The 21270-nt window shown below is 69.6% G+C and carries 15 protein-coding genes; 13 read left to right on the top strand and 2 right to left on the bottom strand.

Annotated features, from left to right (window positions below):
* Nucleotides 1–231: 231 nt before the first annotated feature.
* On the bottom strand, nucleotides 232–1836 hold the full coding sequence (locus A3CE_RS0110240; RefSeq protein WP_020639992.1) for a carboxylesterase/lipase family protein: 1605 nt from the start codon (nucleotides 1834–1836) through the stop codon (nucleotides 232–234).
* A 141-nt stretch (nucleotides 1837–1977) separates the two neighbouring features.
* On the bottom strand, nucleotides 1978–2598 hold the full coding sequence (locus A3CE_RS0110235; RefSeq protein WP_063714201.1) for a TetR/AcrR family transcriptional regulator: 621 nt from the start codon (nucleotides 2596–2598) through the stop codon (nucleotides 1978–1980).
* Between the two features lie 452 nt (nucleotides 2599–3050).
* On the opposite strand from A3CE_RS0110235, the gene A3CE_RS0110230 reads away from it, so the two are divergent.
* From A3CE_RS0110230 to A3CE_RS0110170, 13 genes are all read left to right on the top strand, one after another.
* Nucleotides 3051–3734 carry an SDR family NAD(P)-dependent oxidoreductase gene (locus A3CE_RS0110230; RefSeq protein WP_020639990.1) on the top strand — a complete coding sequence of 228 codons (684 nt, stop codon included), beginning with the start codon at nucleotides 3051–3053 and terminating at the stop codon, nucleotides 3732–3734.
* Nucleotides 3735–3888: 154 nt separating this feature from the next.
* Complete coding sequence (locus A3CE_RS0110225) at nucleotides 3889–4830, top strand: carbohydrate ABC transporter permease (protein WP_020639989.1); 942 nt, start codon at nucleotides 3889–3891, stop codon at nucleotides 4828–4830.
* Nucleotides 4827–5651: a carbohydrate ABC transporter permease gene (locus A3CE_RS0110220; RefSeq protein WP_051183759.1), complete on the top strand. Its 825-nt coding sequence runs from the start codon at nucleotides 4827–4829 to the stop codon at nucleotides 5649–5651. The genes A3CE_RS0110225 and A3CE_RS0110220 overlap by 4 nt, the downstream gene beginning before the upstream one ends.
* Nucleotides 5652–5701: 50 nt before the next feature.
* Complete coding sequence (locus A3CE_RS0110215; protein ID WP_020639987.1) at nucleotides 5702–6970, top strand: ABC transporter substrate-binding protein; 1269 nt, start codon at nucleotides 5702–5704, stop codon at nucleotides 6968–6970.
* 74 nt (nucleotides 6971–7044) lie between these two features.
* Nucleotides 7045–9447: a glycoside hydrolase family 3 N-terminal domain-containing protein gene (locus A3CE_RS0110210; RefSeq protein WP_020639986.1), complete on the top strand. Its 2403-nt coding sequence runs from the start codon at nucleotides 7045–7047 to the stop codon at nucleotides 9445–9447.
* Nucleotides 9448–9459: 12 nt separating this feature from the next.
* On the top strand, nucleotides 9460–10791 hold the full coding sequence (locus A3CE_RS0110205) for a GH1 family beta-glucosidase (protein ID WP_020639985.1): 1332 nt from the start codon (nucleotides 9460–9462) through the stop codon (nucleotides 10789–10791).
* Nucleotides 10788–12302: a glycoside hydrolase family 43 protein gene (locus A3CE_RS0110200; RefSeq protein WP_020639984.1), complete on the top strand. Its 1515-nt coding sequence runs from the start codon at nucleotides 10788–10790 to the stop codon at nucleotides 12300–12302. The genes A3CE_RS0110205 and A3CE_RS0110200 overlap by 4 nt, the downstream gene beginning before the upstream one ends.
* The gene (locus A3CE_RS0110195; RefSeq protein ID WP_026468338.1) at nucleotides 12299–14929 is read left to right on the top strand and encodes a family 78 glycoside hydrolase catalytic domain; all 2631 of its coding nucleotides are present in this window, start codon (nucleotides 12299–12301) and stop codon (nucleotides 14927–14929) included. The genes A3CE_RS0110200 and A3CE_RS0110195 overlap by 4 nt, the downstream gene beginning before the upstream one ends.
* Before the next feature lie 28 nt (nucleotides 14930–14957).
* Nucleotides 14958–17351, top strand: coding sequence for a glycoside hydrolase family 3 N-terminal domain-containing protein (locus A3CE_RS0110190; RefSeq protein ID WP_020639982.1), 2394 nt, complete (start codon nucleotides 14958–14960; stop codon nucleotides 17349–17351).
* A gap of 33 nt (nucleotides 17352–17384) precedes the next feature.
* Entirely contained in the window at nucleotides 17385–18422 is a 1038-nt protein-coding gene (locus A3CE_RS0110185) for a family 43 glycosylhydrolase (RefSeq protein ID WP_020639981.1), read from the top strand.
* 59 nt (nucleotides 18423–18481) lie between these two features.
* A complete protein-coding gene (locus A3CE_RS0110180; protein ID WP_211231841.1) occupies nucleotides 18482–19300 on the top strand; it encodes an IclR family transcriptional regulator in 819 nt (272 codons plus the stop codon).
* A gap of 49 nt (nucleotides 19301–19349) precedes the next feature.
* Nucleotides 19350–20210: a fumarylacetoacetate hydrolase family protein gene (locus tag A3CE_RS0110175; RefSeq protein ID WP_020639979.1), complete on the top strand. Its 861-nt coding sequence runs from the start codon at nucleotides 19350–19352 to the stop codon at nucleotides 20208–20210.
* 11 nt (nucleotides 20211–20221) lie between these two features.
* On the top strand, nucleotides 20222–21241 hold the full coding sequence (locus A3CE_RS0110170) for a zinc-dependent alcohol dehydrogenase (RefSeq protein ID WP_043792109.1): 1020 nt from the start codon (nucleotides 20222–20224) through the stop codon (nucleotides 21239–21241).
* The last annotated feature ends 29 nt before the right edge of the window (nucleotides 21242–21270 follow it).

Genomic DNA, 21270 nt, shown 5'->3' with positions numbered 1-21270 from the left:
CGGGCGGCGCGACCACTGTCCGGGCGCCGGTTGCTGGGGTTGACCCTGTGTGGTCTGACCGGCTGCGCGGTGGGCCCGTTCGCCTGGAGCCACCACTGGGTTCGCGCCACGAGATGTCACGATCGCGAATCCGGCGTTCGACGTCCACCTGCAGTGCAGCGGAATGCAGTCCGGCCGTACCATCCTGTCAGCGCTGCAGGACGTCGGCGTACTCGTACCCTCGACGTGTAGCTACGGCAACAGCGGCAACGGCGCCAAGTCGTCGCGCTCCCAGAGTTGCCGCGAGCTTTCCTCGGGGTACGCCGTGACCGTGGGTCGTGCGTCGAAGACTTGGGTCAGGCGGTCGTCGGTGTCGAACGCGGGCCAGCCCGGGTCGCCGGTGGTGGCGAAGGAGATCCAGGCCGCGCGCATGCGCGCCGACAGCTCCACCGTCTCAACCGAAGGCGTTGGGCCGCCGAACAACCTCCGAGCAAATTCACTTTCGAAATCGCCGAATACCAACGGCTGGTCCAGCGCGTGGCACGCACCGAGCAGGCCATCCGCGCCCGGCGCGGGCCAGGTCAGCTCGTAGAAGCGGGTTCGCCCACCGCCGCTCGCGTGGGCCTGCGCCAGCCGCAGAGTCGGCATGCGAAACAGCCAGTCGGACTGGACCCATTCCCAGAGTTGTTCGGCCGTGGCGTCCGGGAAGGCAGCGCGATAGGTCTTCTCAGCGTCCGTGCCGGGGCCGAAGACATCGAGCACCCGGGCTGCTTCCTGGTCGTCGATCGCGCCCAGTTTTCCGGACGCGAACAGGAACAGCCGGTACTCGTCGCGGTTGTGCCCGGCGATCAGTTCGACGTCGCGTCCCACGTCGGCGGCCAGGGCCTGGTACGGGGTGGCCGGGAGCACGTCGCCGTCCACGTTCGGGACGAAGAACGTGAGGTGCGCGGCCATCGGCCCCCATCGGTCGAGGTACCGGCCCTGGGTTGCGGCTGTCTCCTCACCGGCCAGCGCAAGGTCATGCGGGTCCAGTGTGGACAGATCGGCGACGGTGGGTCGCCTGCCACGTTGGCCCGCGATGGCGGTGGTGATGTCGGTGGCCAGTTCAGGTGAGAGGAAAGGGCCGCCGAAACTCTGCGCGATGACGCGGCGGAACAGCCCTGCGGCGGCGGGCATCGCCATGAGCGTGCCGACGGAGCTGCCGCCGGCCGACACTCCGAAGATGGTGACCTGGTCCGGGTCGCCGCCGAACGCGGCGATGGTGTCACGCACCCATTCCAGCGCGGCGATCTGGTCGAGCAGGCCGCGGTTGGGCGGGGCGCCCTCGATGGCGGCGAAGCCTTCGATGCCGAGCCGGTAGTTCAGGCTGACCAGCACCAGGTTGCCCTCCTGAGCGATCCGGGCGTTGGCCAGGAGGTCCGCGCCGGAGCCCGTTTTGTACGCCCCGCCGTGGATCCACACCATCACCGGGAGGCGCGCGGAGCGATCCGGGGCCGGTGTCCACACGTTGAGCGTGAGCCAGTCGTCGCCGGTCGATTGCGGGGGAGTGCCCTCGCCGAGACTGAGGTTCCGGAAGCCCGCGAAGTCCTGTGGCGCGGGCGGGCCGAAGGCAACCGCGTCGCGCACCCCGTCCCACGGGGACACGGGCTGAGGCGCGGCGAACCGCGCGGCACCGACCGGGGGTGCGGCGTACGGGATGCCCAGGAAGGCGGCGAGCCGGCCCTCCCAGCGTCCGCGCACCGTTCCGGCGGTGGTGCGGACCTCGGGCTCGGCATTCGACCGTTGCGTCGCATCAGCTGTCATCGTCTGCTCTCTCAGGGCCGTGAGGGTCTGCTGGCTGCCGGCGCGTGCGAGCACTACCGGCGGTGTTTCGGCGGCCCGCCCGAAGGCATGCTCGAACTCATTGGCGCCACAAACGTCAACGAGCTCCGGCCAGCGCTGGTGCCGGTCTCCGCCGGTGTTCCCGTCGACGTGCGCGCCCCTCGACCGCGCTCGAGGCTACCCGTCGAGTGCCGGGACGACGGACGTGAGGAACTTCCTCAGCGTGTGCTCGATGTGCACGGTGTCGCGGTTGAACAGCCACTGCGCCTGAAGACCGTTGATGAGCGAGATGACCATCGTCGCGAGCATGTCGGGCTCGAATGTCGACCGCAGCTCGCCGCGGTCGGCGAGTTCGGCGAAGGTCTCGGTGTAGAACTGCCGCAGATCTCGGTAGCGCTTCGCGTAATACTCGTGCGCGGGATGGTCCGGCGAGGTCGCCTCACCAGACAGCACGCAGTGAAGCTCCATCAGCCCGGGTTTGAGCTCGTCGTCGACGAGCCTGGCGAGCATGCCGCGCAGGGCGTCCAGTGGACCGACGCGCGGGTCCAGGACTTGCGCGGACATGAGGATCTCCTTGCTCCGCTCGTCCCGCAGTTCCAGCAGGGCGGCGAGGAGGTCTTCCTTGGTCGGGAAGTGGTGCCGCAGCCCGGTGTGGCTGATGCCGGCCCGCTGGGCGATGTCCTTGGTCGTCGCACCGTAGAAACCGGTCTGTCCGAACGCGTCGATGCACGCCTCGAGGATCTTGCGGCGCACTTCGGCGGACTTGGCGTAGGGACCTCGACTTGTCGTTGTGGACAACTGCTACTCCCGTCGCGGTGAGGCCGGCGTCGAATATAGCATTGGTGTGCTGGTTTCGTGTAGTGTCCGCTTGCCTTTTCGAGCCAAATCCATGTCGGTCCCGCGGGGCGACGGATCGATCGCGTGATCGCGGTGTCGCTGCACGGTGCGTGGTGGCCCGACTGCTCCCTCGTCGCGCTCCACGAGGTCGGCCGCCCGCTCCGGGAAGTGGATCCCCGTTTCAACGTATGGAAGTTGTTACCGGCTGATGTCTTCCGGGTTGCGGCCGAGGCATGTTAGCGTCCCCCGAGTTCCAACAGATAGATGCAAGGTCCAATTATTGGAATGCGCGATGAAGGGTGATCGCTCACCGCGGTGAGCCGGGCCGACCCGGTGTCCGCTCCAGGACACCCGGCTCCAGATATGACCGGCTGCCGCGCCGGTTTCCCGTGACTCCCACAGGAATGGACAGCATGTTCTCTTCGCGAACCGCGCTCATCACGGGCGGCGCCAGCGGCTTGGGCAAGGCGACCGCCGGCCGGCTGGAACGGGAGGGCGTCAAGGCGATCACCCTCGACATCGCCGAGGGGGCCGACATCTTCTGTGACGTCAGCGACCCGGCGGACGTCCAGGCCGCGGCCGAGCAGGTCGGGCCGGTCGACATCCTGGTCAACTCGGCGGGGATCGTCGGGCCCAACGGTCCTCTTTGGGAGATCCCCGAGGAGGGCTGGCGGCGCACCTTCGAAGTCAACGTGCACGGTGTCTTCCACGCGTGCCAGGCGTTCATCCCCGGGATGCGGGAGCGTGGCTGGGGACGCGTCGTGAACATCGCCAGCATGGCCGGCAAAGACGGCAACCCGAACATCTCCTCGTACTCCGCTGCAAAGGGCGCCGTCATCGCCTTGACCAAGTCACTGGGCAAGGAACTGGCCACCAGCGGGGTATTGGTGAACGCCGTGGCACCGGCCGTGATCGACACCCCCATGAACGCCGCGACCCAACCGGAGACGCTGGCCCACATCACGAGTCTCATCCCGATGGGCAGGGTCGGCCGGCCGGAGGAAGTCGCCGAGCTGATCGTCTGGCTGGCCTCGGAAAAGGTCAGCTTCTCCACCGGCGCGGTCTACGACATCAGCGGTGGCCGCGCCACCTACTGAGCCAGCCCATCTCTCTCTCCAGGAAGTCCCGCGAAAGGCGGTCCACCATGTGTCCGGCCCGGACTGATCGACATCGACGTCACGGACTCCGGCAGGCAGTTCCCGCTGTGCTCGCCGGATCCCACGCGTACTACGTGCCACGAGGAGTGGACCGATGACGACGGCCACCCTCAAACCCGTGACGCGTCGCCAGGCGACCGAGGTTCGTTCGCCGGGGCGGCGGCGCAGTCTCGGCCGGAACCTGTGGTGGTTCGTCGTCCCCGCGCTCGTGTGCTACCTCTACGTGGTCGTGATTCCCGCCGTGCAGGGCATCTACATGTCCTTCACGGACTGGAGCGCGTACTCCCGAACACGGCACCTGGTGGGCTGGGAGAACTACCGCGGCCTCTTCGACGGGCTGTCGGGAGATGCCCTGGTCCGGACGGTGGTCGTCGCGGCCGTGACCATGGCCGTCCAGAACGTGGTGGGTCTGCTGCTGGCGCTGGCGCTGAACGCGCGTGTGTTCGGGCGGAACGTGCTGCGGACGGTGATCTTCGCGCCCGTGATCGTGTCGCCCCTGGTGTGCGGATACCTCTTCAAGTACATCTTCGCTCCGCCGGGGATCGGCGCCGCGAACGACTTCCTCGAGGCGGTGGGACTGGAGCAGCTCCGGCAGGACTGGCTGGGTCAGCCGGGCACCGCGCTGGCGGTCGTGATCGTGGTGATCTGCTGGCAGTTCGTCGGCGTTTCGATGGTGGTCTACCTCGCGGGGCTTCAGTCGGTGCCGGCGGAACTGCTGGAAGCGGCGGCCCTCGACGGTGCGGGGGCGGGGCGCCGCTTCTGGTACGTGGTCCGCCCCTTGCTAGCCCCCGCCGTCACGATCAACCTGATGCTGAGCCTGATCGGCGGCTTGAAGATCTTCGACCAGATCTACGCCACGACACAGGGCGGCCCCGCCGGGCAAACCGAAACGATCTCCACGTTGATCTACAAGCAGTTCTCGCAGTTCGGCGCTTACGGCGAGTCGGCCGCGCTGGCCGTCGCGCTCGCCGTCGGGGTCGCGATCCTGTCCCTGATCCAGTTCATGGTCCTTCGCCGGCAGGAGCGCAAGTCATGAGGGCCGGCCGGGTGGGTGGTGCCGTCAACCACGTCTTCGCCTACGGCAGCGCGCTGCTGTTCGTGCTGCCGGTCTACATCCTGGTGAACCTCGCGGTCCGGCCCGCCGACGACCTGTCGTCGGCGCTCGTTCCGACGACCCGGCCGACCACCGGAAACTTCACCCAGGCGTGGACCGAGTCGCATCTCGGTGGCGCCCTCGTCAACAGCATGGTCGTCACGACGGTCTCCTGTGTCGCGATCGTCGCGATCTCCACCATGGCGGCCTACCCGCTGGCCCGGTCGGCGGCGAGGCTGTCGAACTTCACCTTCTCCCTGTTCCTCCTCGGAATGCTGCTGCCGTTCCAGGTCGCCTTGCTGCCGCTGTACCTGATGATGCGGGATGCCGGGCTGCTCGGCTCGCTCTGGTCCCTGATCATCTTCTACACCGGCCTGCAGATGCCGTTCTCGATTTTCCTGGTGACCACGTTCCTGCGATCCAGCGTCCCGCTGGAGTTCGAAGAAGCCGCTCGCATCGACGGCTGCGGCGATGTCCGCACGTTCCTCCATGTCGTCGTCCCGCTGCTGCGGCCGGTCCTCGGCACGGTGGTCATCCTGAACGCAGTGGGGATCTGGAACGACTTCTTCACCCCGCTGCTGTACCTGTTCGGCAGCCACCAGGTGACGACTCCGGTCGCGTTGTTCCAGTTCGTGGGCCTGTACACGACCAACTGGCCGCTGATCTTCGCCGGCCTGACCATGTCGATGCTGCCGGTACTGGCTCTCTACCTCATTTTCCAGCGTTACGTGATCCAAGGTTTCGCCGGCGGCCTCAAGGGCTGAGAACCATCGCCGGGTCAATGCTTCAAGAACCGCACACCACTGGAGAAACAATGAAGTTTCCAGCCAAAGCGACGGCCGGGTTGTTCCTCGCCGCCGGGCTTTCCCTCACCGCGTGCTCGACGAGTTCGAGCCCTGACGCAGCTTCCGCCTCGGACGGCCGGGTGGGCGGTACTTTGACCGTCATCTACGACGCGACGTTCAAGTCCGCCCTCCAACCGGTGATCACCGGGTTCGAGCAGAAGTATCCCGGGACGAAGGTCGACGTGAACTATGTCGGCGGTGACGTCGGAAACCTCATTTCCACCCAGATCCAGGCCGGCACGGCACCGGACGTGTTCCTCACGTTCCCGGGGGGTGGCAACGCGATGGGCGTTCAGACCCTCGCGTCTCAGGGCCGGCTGCTCGACCTCTCGGGCTCGCCGTGGGTGCCGCAGATCCCGAAACTCTGGCGGGATAACATGCAGTACCAGGGAAAGACCTACGCCTACCCGGGCACCCTGCAAGGGTTGGGCGGCATCTACAACACGTCCAAGCTGAAGGAACTGGGGCTCGCGATTCCCCGGACATGGTCCCAAGTACTGCAGCTGTGTGGAAGTGCCAAAGCAAAAGGCGTCTACGCCTACGCGCAGGCGCTCAACGACGCCAGCGGGCCGCAGATGCTCTACCTTGCGTTGACGGGCACCCTGGTCTATGGGCCGCACCCCGACTTCGCCAAGCAACTCGCGGGCAAGGAGACCACCATCCCGGCCTCGCCGTGGAAGGCGGCTCTCGAGAAGTACAAGCAGATGAACGACGCCGGATGCTTCGGTGAGGGTGCTCTCGGGCGGTCCGGCCCACAGGCCAACAACGAAGTCGCCGCGGGAAAGGCGCTCAGCGTCGTCAGCGTGGGCGCGGTGATCGCGCCTCTGAAGCAGGCCGCACCGAAGAGCGAGTTCACCATCGCCGCGCTGCCGGCCACCGACAACCCCGGCGACACCTACTTCGACGCGCTGCCCGGATACACGCTCTCCGCCAACGCCAACGCCAAGAACCCGGCCACCGCCAAGGCGTTCCTCGACCTGCTGGCGCAGCCGCAGTACATCAACCAGTACGCGGCGGGCTTCGCGAGTGTGCCCGTGATTCCCGACGCCGGCTTCAAGCCGCCCGCGGTGCTGGAGGAGTTCAACAAGGCGGTCGCCGATGGGAAGATCGCCCTGCTGGCCGACTGGCCGAATCCCCGCGTCAACGACGTGGCGCAGCAGGGCGTGCAGGGGATCGTGCTCGGCAAGGACACCGTCGACGGCGTGCTGAAGAAGATGCAAGAAGCCTACGAAGGCTAGCCGCCTGCTTGCCGACCGGTGATGCCGTCCCGACCCATGCCCTGTCCGTTCACCTTCGGAGGACGTACCGCACCATGCCGACCGAGAGCTACCGTGACATCCGCCTGCCCGCCGCCGAACGCGCCGAGCTGCTGCTGGCGGAGATGACGGTCGACGAGAAATGTGCCCAGATCACCGGGGTCTGGCCCTGGCAGCTGGTTCGCGCGGACGGTACCGACGCCGAGGAGACCGAGGAGGTGCTCCGGCGGGCGCCGGGACACGTCGCCGGGCTGTCCGGTGATGATCCGGCCCGGGTGGCCCGGGTCGCCGGCGCGATCCAGCGCCAGTACGTGACCCGCACCCGGCTGGGCATCCCGGCGCTGATCCACCAGGAAGCGCTCAACGGTTTCGTGACCGGCGGTCACATGGTGTTCCCGACCGCGATCGGGCTCGCCGCCACGTTCAGCCCCGACCTGGTCGAGCAGATGGCGGAGCTGACCCGGTGGCAGATGCGGCGCCTGGGTTACCGGCAGGCGCTCTCGCCGGTGATGGACGTCGCTCTCGACCCGCGCTGGGGCCGGGTGCACGAGTCCTACGGCGAGGATCCCTATCTCTGCGCGGCGTTCGGTGTCGCCTACACCCGGGGTCTTCAGGGCGACGACCTCGCCAAGGGGGTGATCGCCACCGCCAAGCACTTCCTGGGCTACAGCCATCCGGTGGGCGGCCTGAACCTGTCCGCGTACGAAGGCGGTGCACGGCAGATCCGGGATCTGTTCGCCTATCCCTTCGAGGCCGCGATCCGGCTCGCCGGCCTGAAGTCCGTGATGAACTCCTACGCGGACGTCGACGGCGTTCCCGCAGGTGTCTCGCGGGAGGTGCTCACCGGACTGCTGCGCGACACCCTGGGTTTCGACGGGTTCGTTTCCTCGGACTACACGACGCTGGAACACGTGGTCAGCCGCCAGCGGGCCGCCTCCACTCCGGGTGAGGCGGCCCGCCTCGGGATCGCGGCCGGTCTCGACGTCGAGCTGCCCGGCCCGTACGGCTACGGCAGCGCGCTCGTCGAGGAGGTGCGGCGCGGCACCGTGGCCGAGCGGGACGTGGACGTCTGCGTGCGACGCGTCCTGCGGGCGAAGTTCGAGCTGGGGTTGTTCGAGAACCCTTATCCGCACGAGCACATCGACGTCACCGAGGTCGCCGATGAAGGCGGAGAGCTTTCCCGCCGGCTGGCGCGGCGGTCGGTGGTGCTCGTCAAGAACGACGGCGTCCTGCCCGTCGCGCCGCGCGAGCGGACGATCGCGGTCCTCGGACCGCACGCCGATGCCGTCTCGCTCCAGTTTCCCACCTACACCTACCCGGCGTTGCGAGACATGGGCAACGCGATGACGCGCGGCGAGATGGTCAACATGGTCGGGGCCGCCCAGGCCCAGACTGACTGGCACGAAGCCATGGTGTCCACAGTGGACGCGGACACGTTCGCCCGGGAACTGTACGGAGCGCGTTCGCTGCACGAGGAGGTCGCGGAGTTCGCACCCGTGGTGCTGGTGGAGCAGGGGTGCACACTGACTCGCTCGCTGGGACCCGACGTACTTGAGCGCGCTGTGGACGCCGCCCGCCGCTCGGACGTGGTCGTGCTCGCGCTGGGCGGCGCGAGCCTGTGGTTCAACGGGGAACGTACCGAAGGTGAGGGGAGCGACTCGGCGGACATCGCGCTGCCTGCCGCGCAGACCGAGCTGGCCGAGGCGGTCGCGGCCACCGGCAAGCCCCTCGTCGTCGTGCTCGTCCAGGGGCGGGCCTACGCGCTGCCGAGGGTGGTTCGCGATGCGGCGGCGATCGTGGTGGCTTCGTACGGAGGACCGTCCGGCCCGCAGGCGATCGCGGAAGTGTTGTTCGGCGCCGTCAATCCCAGCGGGAAGCTGCCGTACAGCGTTCCCCGCCACGCCGGGCAGATTCCGGTCTACCACCACCAGAAGGCCGGCACCGGCCACCGCAATCCGCTGCCCCCCGGAAGCAGCCGGCTGTACCTGGACATGGCGGCGACGCCGCTGTACCCGTTCGGGCACGGCCTGAGCTACACCGGCTTCTCCCTCCGCGATCTGGACCACGACACACGCATCGGCACCGAGGGCGTCGCCGAGATCGGAGCGACGATCACCAACACGGGCCGGGCCGCCGGCGCGACCGTCGTCCAGCTGTACGTCCGGGTCAACACCTTCGACGGCGTCACGAGGCCCGCGCAGCAGCTGGCCGGGTTCGTCCGGGTCGAGCTGGCTCCCGGGGAGTTCCGGCGCGTCACCTTCCGGCTGGCCGCCGCGCAGCTGGGCTACACCAACGCCGCCCGGGACTTCGCCGTCGAGCCCGGGTGGGTCGGCTTCTTCCTCGGCCTCGACTCCGACGACCGTCGCCTCGAGGGCTCGTTCGAGGTGGTGGGCAAGCAACGCGTGCTCATGAGCGAGGAGCGGTCCTTCTTCTCCGAGACCACGATCACGCGAATCTGAGGGAGAAGAGAAATGACCTTCCCGCCGGACTTCGTCTTCGGCACTGCCACCAGCGCTTTCCAGATCGAGGGCGCGTGGAACACCGACGGTAAGGGCCCGTCGATCTGGGACACCTTCGGCCACACCCCCGGCAAGGTGCACCGGGACATCCCGGGCGACGTCGCGGCGGACCACTACCACCGCTACCGGGAGGACATCGCACTGCTGCGGCAGCTCGGTTGCGGTTCCTACCGGTTCTCGATGAGCTGGCCGCGGATCCTTCCCGAGGGCACGGGCCGGGTCAACCGGGCCGCGCTGGACTTCTACCGCCGGCTCGTCGACGAACTGCTCGATGCCGGCATCTCCCCGCTGGTCACCCTCTACCACTGGGACCTCCCGCAGGCGCTGGAGGACCGTGGCGGCTGGGGCAACCGCGACATCGCGCTCTGGTTCCGTGACTACGCGGCACTGGTGTTCGAGGAGTTCGCGGGGCTGGTGCCGCGCTGGGCCACGCTGAACGAGCCGATCTCGATGTGGGTGGGCTACGGCATGGGCACGTTCGCTCCCGGCCACGCCGACCCGCGCCTGGGCAAGCAGGCGATGCACAACGCGCTGCTGGCTCACGGCGAGGCGGTGCGCGCCTTCCGGGAACAGGGCGACCCCGGTGCGGAGATCGGGATCGTGGTGGACGTCTGGCAGCGGCATCCCGCGACCGGCGATCCGGCCGACCAGGCGCTCGCCGACCGCGACGAGGACGACTCCTTCCGCTTCTTCTTCAATCCTCTGCTGAACGGCACTTACGGCGAGCGGATTGTCGAGCGACTGACCCGCGAGGGCACGCTGCCGGACATCCGGGACGGCGATCTCGGCTTGATCGCTTCCCCGGTCGACTTCCTCGGCGTCAACGTCTACTCCCGCGTCGTCGTCAGCGCCGAGAACTACAACCCGATCTGGTGGGAGAGCGACGGCGGTGGACCGGGCGGGAACTTTCTGGACAACGGCCTGGAGTACTACCCGAAGGCGGCCTACGACGCGATCCGGCTGGTGCGGGACGACTACGGCTGGCAGGGCCCGATGTACATCACCGAGAACGGGACGCCCGACGCCGACGGGGCCGACCCCATCGAAGATCACGAACGCATCCGCTACGTGCGGGGTTTCCTCGAATGGATCGAGCGCGCTGTCGAGGAGGGGGCGGACGTCCGCGGCTACTACCTGTGGTCCCTGCTGGACAACTACGAATGGAACGCCGGGTTCAGCAAGCGCTACGGCATCGTCCACGTCGACCCGGACACTCTCGAACGCACCCCGAAGGCCTCGTTCGACTGGTACCGCGACGTGATCGCCCGGCGGGGTGTGGCATGACCCTGCCCAATCCGCTGATCCCGGGATTCAACCCCGACCCCAGCTGTGTCCTCGTCGACGGAACGTACTACCTGGTCACGTCGTCGTTCGAATACCTGCCCGGGCTGCCGGTCTACCGCAGTACCGACTTCGTCACCTGGGAACACGTCGGCAACGTGGCGGTCCGGGAGGAGCAGGTAGGCGTCGGGCAAGCGCCCGCGGGTGCCGGCGTGTGGGCTCCGACCCTGCGCCACCACGACGGCCTGTTCCACGTGATCGTCTCCGTGACGGCCGGCTCGCGCCGCTGCGTCGTGTTCACCGCCGAGGACCCCGCCGGCCCGTGGAGCGAGGGCACGTCGATCGACGGTGTCGTCGGCATCGACCCCGATCTCGCCTGGGACGAGACCGGCGCGGCCTATGTCACCTACAGCGCACTGGAGCTCGACGGGGTCACGCAGGTGGGGTTCCACGGCATCCGGCAGGCCCGGGTGGATCTCGACGCCGGCAAGGTCCTGGAGGAGCCGCGGTCGCTGTGGTCGGGCACCGGGCTGGTCGCGCCGGAGGCACCGCACCTGTACCGGCGCGATGGCTACTGGTACCTGTTCATTGCGGAAGGTGGGACCGGCAGCGGCCACGCCGTGAGCGTCGCACGCGGTCCCTCCATCGAGGGGCCGTTCGAGGGAGCTCCGAGCAATCCCGTGCTCAGCGCCTCGGGCCGGTACCGTCCGGTCCAGTGCACGGGACACGCCGACCTGGTCCGGGGGCCGGACGGCGACGACGTGCTCGTGCTGCTCGGCACGCGGGCCGCGGGCGCGGCCTCGCCGCTCGGCCGCGAAACGTACGTCACCACGGTCGAGTGGCTCGACGGCTGGCCGTGCCCGGCGCCGGTGGATCTCGCCCCACGCCCGGAACCACTGGACGAGCTCTTCGACTTCGCTGACTGCTCCGCGCCGGCGGACCCCGGCTGGCTCGCTGTCGGCCGGATGCCCGGCGATGTCGCCTCTCTCGGTGAGCGGCCCGGGCATCTGACGATTAGTGCCGGCTCCGGCGGCATCGGCGCGTTCCGGCCGGGCTTCGTGGGCCGCCGTCAGCGCCACCTGATCAGTGGCTTCGAAACGACGGTCGATCCAGCCGACGGCAGCGGCGGTCTCGGCCTGCGCTTCGACGAGGACTTCACCATCGCACTCGTCGCCGAACGAGTCCCGTCCCGCGGGATACGGGTCACGGCGCGGGCCAGCCTGCCGGCGCTCACGCGGGAATGGGTCACCGAACTGGTGGGCGAGCGGGTGGTGCTCCGGCTGGAAACGGACACTCCGCCGCCCGGCAGGGCACCGTGGTCGCCGCTGGGCGACCGGATCAGGCTGATCGCCGCCGACGAAGCCGGCACCGAGACACAGCTCGCCGAACTCGACGGCCGGTTCTGGTCGGTCGAGATGGCGGCCCCGTTCACCGGCCGGGTCGTCGGCATGTTCGCCGAACGCGGCGCCGTACATTTCGCCGGTTTCCGGTATCACGGGGAGGATCCCTCTTGACCGCGTCGAATGCCCCTACTCATCTACGTGTCGAACACCTCGACGACGCTCTGGGGATCGGCCTCGCCCGTCCCCGGCTGTCCTGGCGCCTGCCCTTGGGCGCCGCCGTCCAGACGGCTTACCGGATCCGGACCGACAGCGGCTGGGACAGCGGGCGGACCGAGTCCGCGGAAAGCCTGCTGATCCCGTACGCGGGGCCTGCGCTGCGCTCCGGTGAACGAGTCGGGTGGCAGGTCATGGTCTGGACCGACCGAGGCGAGAGTGACTGGTCGGCACCCGGGACGTTCGAGACGGGACTGCTCGACGCCGGTGACTGGCAGACCGAATGGGTCACTCCCGGGCAGGACCCCGGCGGTTCGCCGGGGGAGCGGCCCGCGTCCCTGCTCCGCTACGAGTTCGATGTGGACCGTCCGGTCGTCTCGGCCCGGTTGTACGCGACAGCGCACGGCGTCTACGAGGGTTTCCTCAACGGCGAGCGGATCGGCGACGCCGAACTCACGCCGGGATTCACCCAGTACCGCACCCGGCTGCAGGTGCAGACCTACGACGTCACTGCGGGCGTGACGCCGGGACGCAACGCACTCGGTGCCATCCTCGCCGACGGCTGGTACCGCGGCCTCATCGGGTACTTCCGCTTCGCCGATCAGTGGGGCGACCGGCCCGCGCTGCTGATGCAGCTGCGCCTGACCCACGACGACGGCACGGTCACCGTCCTGGGCACCGGCCGGGCGTGGCGCGGCACGCAGGGGCACGTCGTGGCCGCGGACCTGATCGCGGGCGAGCGCTGGGACCTGCGATGCCTTCCACGCGGCTGGTCACGGCCGGGGTTCGACGACGCCGGGTGGCTGCCGGTATCGACGGACTCGCGAGGCTTCGACACGCTGGTCGGCTCGCCCGCCCCGCCCGTGCGGCGGGTGCAGGAGCTGACGCCGGTGTCGGTGCGCCGCCTGGACGAGCGCCGGCAGATCGTCGATCTCGGCCAGAACATCAACGGCTGGGTGCGGCTGTCCAAGCTGGGCCCGGCGGGGACGCGCGTCCGGCTCGTGCACGGCGAATGGCTGGACGCTTCCGGGGACGTCATGACCGGCAACCTCGCCCCCGAGGTCCCGGAGCCGAAACCGGCCGGACAGGTCGACGAGGTGACCTCCGCGGGAGTTCCCGGCGACGTCTTCGAACCGAGGCGCACGACGCACGGGTTCTCCCACGTCCGGATCGAGGGCCACCCCGAAGACTTGACCTCCGCGGACGTCACCGGCGTCGTGGTGCACACGGACCTGCGGCGCACCGGCTGGTTCTCGTGCAGCGACGACCGGATCAACCGGCTGCACGAGGCGGCCGTGTGGAGCCTGCGGGGCAACGCGTGCGACATCCCGACCGACTGCCCGCACCGCGAGCGGGCCGGCTGGACCGGCGACTGGCAGCTGTTCGTCCCCACCGCGGCGTTCCTGTTCGACGTGGCGGGCTTCTCCGCGAAATGGCTGCGTGACGTCGCGGCCGACCAGCGCCCCGACGGAACGGTCGTCCACTTCAGCCCCTACGCGCCGGCCGAAGCGGGCAGCATCGTCAACGACCTCAACGGGTCGGCCGGCTGGGGAGACGCGGCCGTGATCGTGCCGTGGGAGGTGTACCGGGCGTACGGCGACACGGGGGTGCTGGCCGAATCCTGGCCGATGATCACCGCCTGGCTGAACCGCGTCGAACGCCTCGCCCGCACCGGGCGGCACCCGGAGCGCGCGGCCGCGCGGCCGACCCCCGCCGCGCACGAGCAGTACCTGTGGGACACCGGCGCCCACTGGGGCGAGTGGCTCGCGCCGGGCGAGGAGGTCCTGGATCTCTTCGCTCACGCCCGCCGGGACCACGGCGACATCGCCACGGCCTACTACGCCCGCAGCACGGACCTGGCCGCCCGGATCGCCGAAATCCTCGGGTACGCGGACGAGGCCGGGCGCTACCGCGCGCTGAACGGCAAGGTCCGCGCGGCATGGCAGGCCGAATACCTCGGGCGCGACGGGCGGCTGACCCCGGACACCCAGGCGAACCACGTGCGCGCACTCGCCTTCGAGCTCGTCCCCGGCGAGCTGCGGCCGGCGGTCGCAGCCCGGCTGGCGGAGCTGGTGCGGGAGGCGGGCACGCACCTCGGCACCGGGTTCCTCGCCACTCCGTCCCTGCTGCCCTCGCTCGCCGACACCGGCCACCTCGACGTCGCCTACGACCTGCTGCGGCAGGACACCGACCCTTCGTGGCTCGCCATGATCGACCGCGGCGCGACCACCGTGTGGGAGAACTGGAACGGCGTCACGGCCGACGGAACGGTCAACGCGTCCTTGAACCACTACTCCAAGGGCGCCGTCGTGTCGTTCCTGCACCGCCACGTGGCCGGCATCGAACTGCTCGACGAGGCACCCGCGTACCGGCGCTTCCGGGTGCGGCCACGCCCCGGCGGCGGACTGACCTGGGCCCAGGCCGCCCACGAGTCGCCCTACGGGCGGATCGAGACCGGCTGGCAGTTCGACGGGATCACCCTGCGCCTCCACCTCGTCGTGCCACCCGGGACGGAGGCGACCGTGGTCCTGCCCAGCGGACGGCACGAGAGCGCCGGACCCGGCACCCACACCTTCGTCGACTGACCTCTCATTCCCCAGCGAGGAACGCACCGTGCCGATTTCCACCGAGACCTACCGCGATACCCACCTGCCCACCGACCACCGAGCGGACCTCCTGCTCCGCGAGATGTCGCTCGAAGAGAAGTGCGGCCAGCTCACCTCCGTCATGCCCTGGTCGGTGATACGCGCCGACGGTTCGGACGCCGAAGGCGTCGACGAGGTCCTGGCCGCGCCGCCGGGCCACGTCGCCCAGCTGATCGCCGACGACCCCGCCGACCTGGCACGCCTGGCCGGCGAGATCCAGCACAGGTTCGTCACCCGCACCAGGCTCGGTATTCCCGTGCTGCTGCACGCCGAAGCCCTGAACGGGTTCCTCGCCGGCGGACACATGGTCTTCCCCACCGCCATCGGGCTCGCGGCCACCTTCAGCCCGGACCTGGTCGAGGAGATGGCCGGACTGATCCGGCGGCAGATGCGCCGCACCGGCTTCCGGCACGCACTGTCGCCGGTCATGGACGTCGCTTTGGACCCGCGCTGGGGCCGCGTGCACGAGACATACGGCGAGGATCCCTACGTGGCCGCGGCGTTCAGCGTCGCCTACACCCGCGGCCTGCAGGGCACGGACCTCGCCGAGGGCGTCATCGCCACGGGCAAGCACTTCCTCGGGTACGCCGTGACCGCGGGCGGGCGCAACCAGTCGGCGTTCGAGGCGGGCTCCCGGCTCACCCGGGACCTCTACGCCTACCCGTTCGAGGCCGCGATCCGGCTCGCCGGGCTGAAGTCGGTGATGAACTCCTACTCCGACGTCGACGGCATCCCGGCAGGCATCTCCCCGGAAGTGCTGACCGATCTGCTGCGCGGCACCCTCGGCTTCGACGGCTTCGTGTCCTCGGACTACGGAACCCTGGATCAAGTGGTCAACCGGCAGCGCGCCGCGTCCACCCCGAGCGAAGCCGGGCGGCTGGCGATCACGGCCGGTCTGGACGTGGAACTGCCGACACAGTTCGGCTACGGCAGCGTACTGGCCGCCGAAGTGGAACAGGGAAATCTCGACGTGCGCGAGGTGGACGCCTGTGTCCGGCGGGTGTTGCGAGCGAAGTTCGAGCTCGGGCTGTTCGAGAACCCCCACCCCCAGGAGCACATCGACGTCGCCGCCGTGGCTCGTGAGGGGGTGGCGCTGTCCCAAGAGCTGGCCCGCAGGTCGGTCGTCCTGGTCAAGAACGACGGTGTCCTCCCGCTGTCCCGTTCCCTCGACGTCGCGGTGATCGGGCCGCACGCCGGCACTGCGCTCCGGCAGTTCCCGGCCTACACCTACCCCGCGTGGCGGGAGACCCTGGCGAACTGGGACCACAGCACCATGGCGGGAGCGGAAGGGGCCGGGGCTTCCTGGCACGAACCGCTGTTCCCGCCCGTGGACGCGGAGACGCTCGTCCGGGAACGCCACGGGGCGCGTCCGCTCGCCGCCGAGGTCGCCGAATTCGCCGGCGCCGTCCGGACCGAACAGGGCTGCTCGTTCACCCAGGCCCCGACGCCGGATGCGGTGGAGCGGGCCGTGGACGCGGCCCGACGGTCCGACGTCGTGGTCCTGGCGCTCGGCGGCGCGAGCCTGTGGTTCACCGGGGAGCGCACCGAGGGGGAGGACAGCGATTCGGCGGACATCGCGCTGCCGGCCGCGCAGATCAAGTTGGCCGAGGCGGTGGCCGCCGTGGGAAGGCCGCTGGTCGTGGTGCTCGTCCAGGGGCGGGCCTACGCGCTGCCCGCGGTGGTGCGGGACGCCGCCGCGATCGTGGTGAGCACCTTCGGCGGGCCGTTCGGGGCCAAGGCGGTGGCCGAGGTGCTCTTCGGTGCCGTCAACCCCGGCGGGAACCTGCCGTACAGCATTCCCCGGCACAGCGGGCAGATCCCCGTCCACCACCACCAGAAGGCGGGGACCGGATACCGAAGCCCGCTGCCCGGCCAGCTCACCCAGCACTACCTCGACATGGACGCCACGCCGTTGTACGCGTTCGGGCACGGCCTGAGCTACACCGGCTTCGGCCTGGGTGACCTGGCGTGTGATCCGGAGGTCGACACCGCCGGCGTGGCACGCATCAGCGCCACGGTCACCAACACCGGGAAGGTCGAAGGCGCCGCGGTGGTCCAGCTCTACGTGCGGGTCAACGCCTCGCGCGTCACACGACCGGCGCAGCAGCTCGCCGGCTTCCTTCGCGTCGAACTCGCGCCGGGAAAGGCCGGCCGCGTGACCTTCCGGGTCGCGGCGGCCCAGCTGGGACACACCAACCTGGCCCGCAGCTTCGCCGTCGAGCCCGCACACGTCGAGTTCTTCCTCGGCTTCGGCTCCGACGACCGCGGGCTCGAGGGAACCTTCGAGCTGAGTGGCAGCCCCCGGAGCCTCAGTGGCGCCGAACGATCGTTCCTGTCCGAAGCGACGGTGGAGAACCTCTGACAAAGCTGCCATTCCCGCACCAGAAAGGCATCCATGTACGACTCGATCCGCCCAGGGCAGGTATGGCTGGACTCCGGCGGTAACCGCATCCACGCCCACGCCGGCTCCATCCTCTTCGAGGACGGCGTTTTCTACTGGTACGGCGAGAACAAGGAACACTCGAAGCCGGGCAGCGGCATCTGGACCTGGGGCATCCGCTGCTACTCGTCCACCGACCTCTACAACTGGGACGACCGCGGGCTGATCATTCCACCCGCCGTCGACGACCCCGGGTCGCCGCTGCACCCATCGCGGCTGATCGATCGCCCGCACATCGTCCGCGACCCGCGCACCGGCACCTACGTCTGCTGGCTCAAGCTCATGGGGGCCGACGCGCAGGAAGCCACGGTCCTCACGGCCGGCTCGCTACTGGGGCCCTACACGGTCGTGCGCACCGGGCTGCGGCCGCTCGGGATGTCCGGCGGCGACTTCGACCTCGTGGTGGATCCCGTGGACGGGAAGGGCTACTACTACTTCGAGCGCGTGCACAGCGAGCTGATCTGCGCGGATCTGACCGACGACTTCACCGACGTCTCCGGCTACTACTCCACGCACTTCCCGCGTCGCCACCCGCCCATGGTTCGCGAAGCCCCGGCGTACTTCCGCCGGAACGGCAAGCACTACCTGATCACCTCGGGAACGACGGGATACTTCCCCAACCGTTCGGAGTCGGCGATCGCCGACACCTACCACGGTCCGTTCACGGTCCTGGGCGACCCGCACCCGTCCGATGCGAGCGGCACCTCGTTCCGTTCGCAGATCAGCTCCGTCTTCCGGCATCCGGCGCGGCGGGACAGCTACATCGCACTTGCGGACCGCTGGGCCCCGCACCTGTCGGAGACGGAGTCGGACCAGACGGAAGCCTTCCACCGCTTCTTCGCTGCGGTGAATGCAGGGGAGAGCCCCACCCCGTTCAGCACCCCCGAGGTCGACACCTCCCTCGCCGACTACGTGTGGCTACCGATCCGGTTCGAAGGGGAGCGGCCGGTGATCGAGTGGCACGGCGAGTGGCGGATCGAGGAGCTCGGCTGATGGGTACACTATTTCACCAATCGGTACCACGATCTGACTTTCGGAATGGGATGAAACAGATGCGGGCGTTCGACGGGCCGACGGCCTCATCCGCCGGGGCCGGCACAGAAGACGCGGACGGCAGCCGTCTCGTGGGTTCCGACCGGGTCCTGGCGGTCCTCAAGGAACTTGCCCGGTACCCCGACGGAGTCAAGCTGGAAGAACTGACGCGCGTGATCGGCAGCCCCAAACCGACCGTGCACCGGGCACTCGGCGCGTTGCGCCGGGCCGGGTTCGCCGACCAGGACGCGCACGGCCGGTACGTCCTGGGCGACGAGTTCCTGCGGATGGCGTTCGCCCACCACGAGGCCCGGCCCGAGCACGTGCGCATCCGCCCGGTGCTCGAGGCCTTGGCCCACCGGTTCGGTGAGGCCGTCCACTACGCGGTCCTCGACGGCCGCGAGGTCGTCTACCGCGCCAAGGTCGATCCGCCCACCGGCGCCGTCCGGCTCACCTCGACGGTCGGCGGTCGCAACCCCGCCCACGCCACCGGTGTCGGGAAGCTGCTGCTGGCCCACCACCTGGACGGGCTCGAGGCCGTCGAGGCCTGGATCGGTGCCACCCCGCTCGTGCGGCGCACGCCGCGGACCCTGTGCACGGCCGAGGACCTCGACCGCGACCTGCAGGCGACCCGGGACCGCGGGTACGCCGTCGACGACCAGGAGAACGAGGACGGCGTCAACTGCGTCGCCCTGGCCGTCTACGCCACCTCACCAGGTGCCCCGTCCGGCGCGGTGAGCATCAGTGCACTCGCGTACCGGACGCCGCTGCGCGTGTTGGTCGAGGCCGTTGGTGAGATCCGGGATCTGCTCGGGCCGCTGGCCGGGCCGCATCGATGAGGGCGTCCTCCCGCAGGCCCCGCCACGCGACCACTGGAAGGTAAGCCCCGTGTACCTCATGCGCCTCGGTGCCGTCGGCGCCGAAAAGCCCGTCGCCCGCGTCGACGAGCAGACCTACGTCGATCTCTCGGATGTGGTCACCGACTTCGACGAGGTGTTCTTCGGGACGGGCGGCGTCGACCGGATCCGCCCGATCGTCGCCGAACGCACGACCGCCGGCCAGGTGTCCCGGTTCGCCGGAGAGCGGATCGGCCCGCCGATCGCGCGCCCGCACCAGATCCTGTGTATCGGGCTCAACTACCGCGACCACGCGGCGGAAACGGGCCAAGCCGTGCCGGACGAGCCGATCCTGTTCTCCAAGTCGCCCAACACGCTCGTCGGCCCGGACGACGACGTACGCATTCCGCGCGGGTCCACCAAGCCCGACTGGGAGGTGGAACTCGGCATCGTGATCGGACGCCGGACCAGCTACCTGAACTCGGTGGACGAGGCCCGCGACGCCATCGCCGGCTATGTCGTCGTCAACGACGTCAGCGAGCGCGCGTTCCAGCTGGAGCGAGGCGGGCAGTGGGTGAAGGGCAAGTCCGCGGAGACCTTCAACCCCGCCGGGCCCTGGCTGGTCACTCCCGACGAGATCGACGACGTTCTCGGCCTGGACATGTGGCTCGACGTCAACGGTGTCCGCCGTCAGGACGGCAACACCAGGACGATGATCTTCGACCCGTACTTCATCGTGCACCACCTCAGCCAGTTCCTCGTCCTGGAGCCGGGCGACCTGATCAACACCGGTACCCCGCCCGGTGTCGGCATGGGTTTCACGCCGCCGGTGTGGCTGCGGCCCGGTGACGTGCTGGAACTCGGCATCCGAGGACTCGGTACGCAACGCCAGCGCGTGGTGGGGCCGCGGTGAGCACCGCGAGCATGCGGGCGTTCGTCCTCACGGCTCCGGGCTGTTACGAGGTGCGGGAGGTTCAGGCGCCGGTACCCGCCGCCGGAGAGGTCGTGGTCGACGTCGAGCGGGCCGGGGTGTGCGGCACCGACATGGAGTTCTTCACCGGCGAGATGGCCTACCTCCACCAGGGCCATTCGTCTTTCCCGATGCGCCTCGGCCACGAATGGTCCGGCCGCGTGGCGGCGGTCGGCGCCGGGGTCGACCCGGCGTGGACCGGCCGCCGGGTCATGGGTGACACGATGCTCGGCTGCGGCACCTGCCGCCGGTGCCGCCGGGGCCACCGGCACGTGTGCCAGCGGCGGCAGGAGGTCGGCGTGCGCGACGGCCGTCCCGGTGCTCTCGCCGAGCAGCTGGCGGTGCCGGTCTCCTCGTTGCACGCCCTGCCTGACACCGTCGACGCCGTCCTCGGTGCGCTGGTGGAGCCCGGCGGCAACGCGCTGCGGGCCGCGCAGGCCGCCGACCCGGCGCCCGGAGACCGGGTGCTGGTCCTCGGGCCGGGAACCATCGGGGTGCTGGTCGCGATGTTCGCCCGCGCCGCCGGTGCCGAAGTCCACCTCATGGGCAACAACGAGGCGTCCCTCGCCTTCTCCGGCGCACTCGGCTTTGCCCACGTGTGGTGCGAGGACACCCTCCCGGAACTGCCGTTCGACGCGGTGATCGACGCTTCGAACGCTGCCCAGCTGCCGTCCCTGGCTCTCGACCTGGTCGAGCCGGGCGGCCGCGTCGTCTACATCGGCCTGGCCGGCGAGCCCAGCCGGATCGACACGCGCACGCTCGCCCTGAAGGACGTGACCGCGGTCGGCATCCTGTCCGCCTCACCCGGTCTGGACGCCACGATCCGCGCCTACGCCGACGGTTCCGTCGACCCCCGGCCCCTGGTCGCCGCGACCGTCGGCCTCGGCCAGGTGGGCGCCGTGCTGGCCGGCCGGCGCCCACCCGGTGCCGGCCCCGGGCCGAAGATCCACATCGACCCGCGCCTCGAGCGGTAGGCGCGGGCCGATGTCGCCCGGGTGCCGTG

It is taken from the genome of Amycolatopsis balhimycina FH 1894 (genome assembly GCF_000384295.1).
Taxonomy (GTDB): domain Bacteria; phylum Actinomycetota; class Actinomycetes; order Mycobacteriales; family Pseudonocardiaceae; genus Amycolatopsis; species Amycolatopsis balhimycina.
This window is presented reverse-complemented; position numbering and strand designations above follow the sequence as displayed.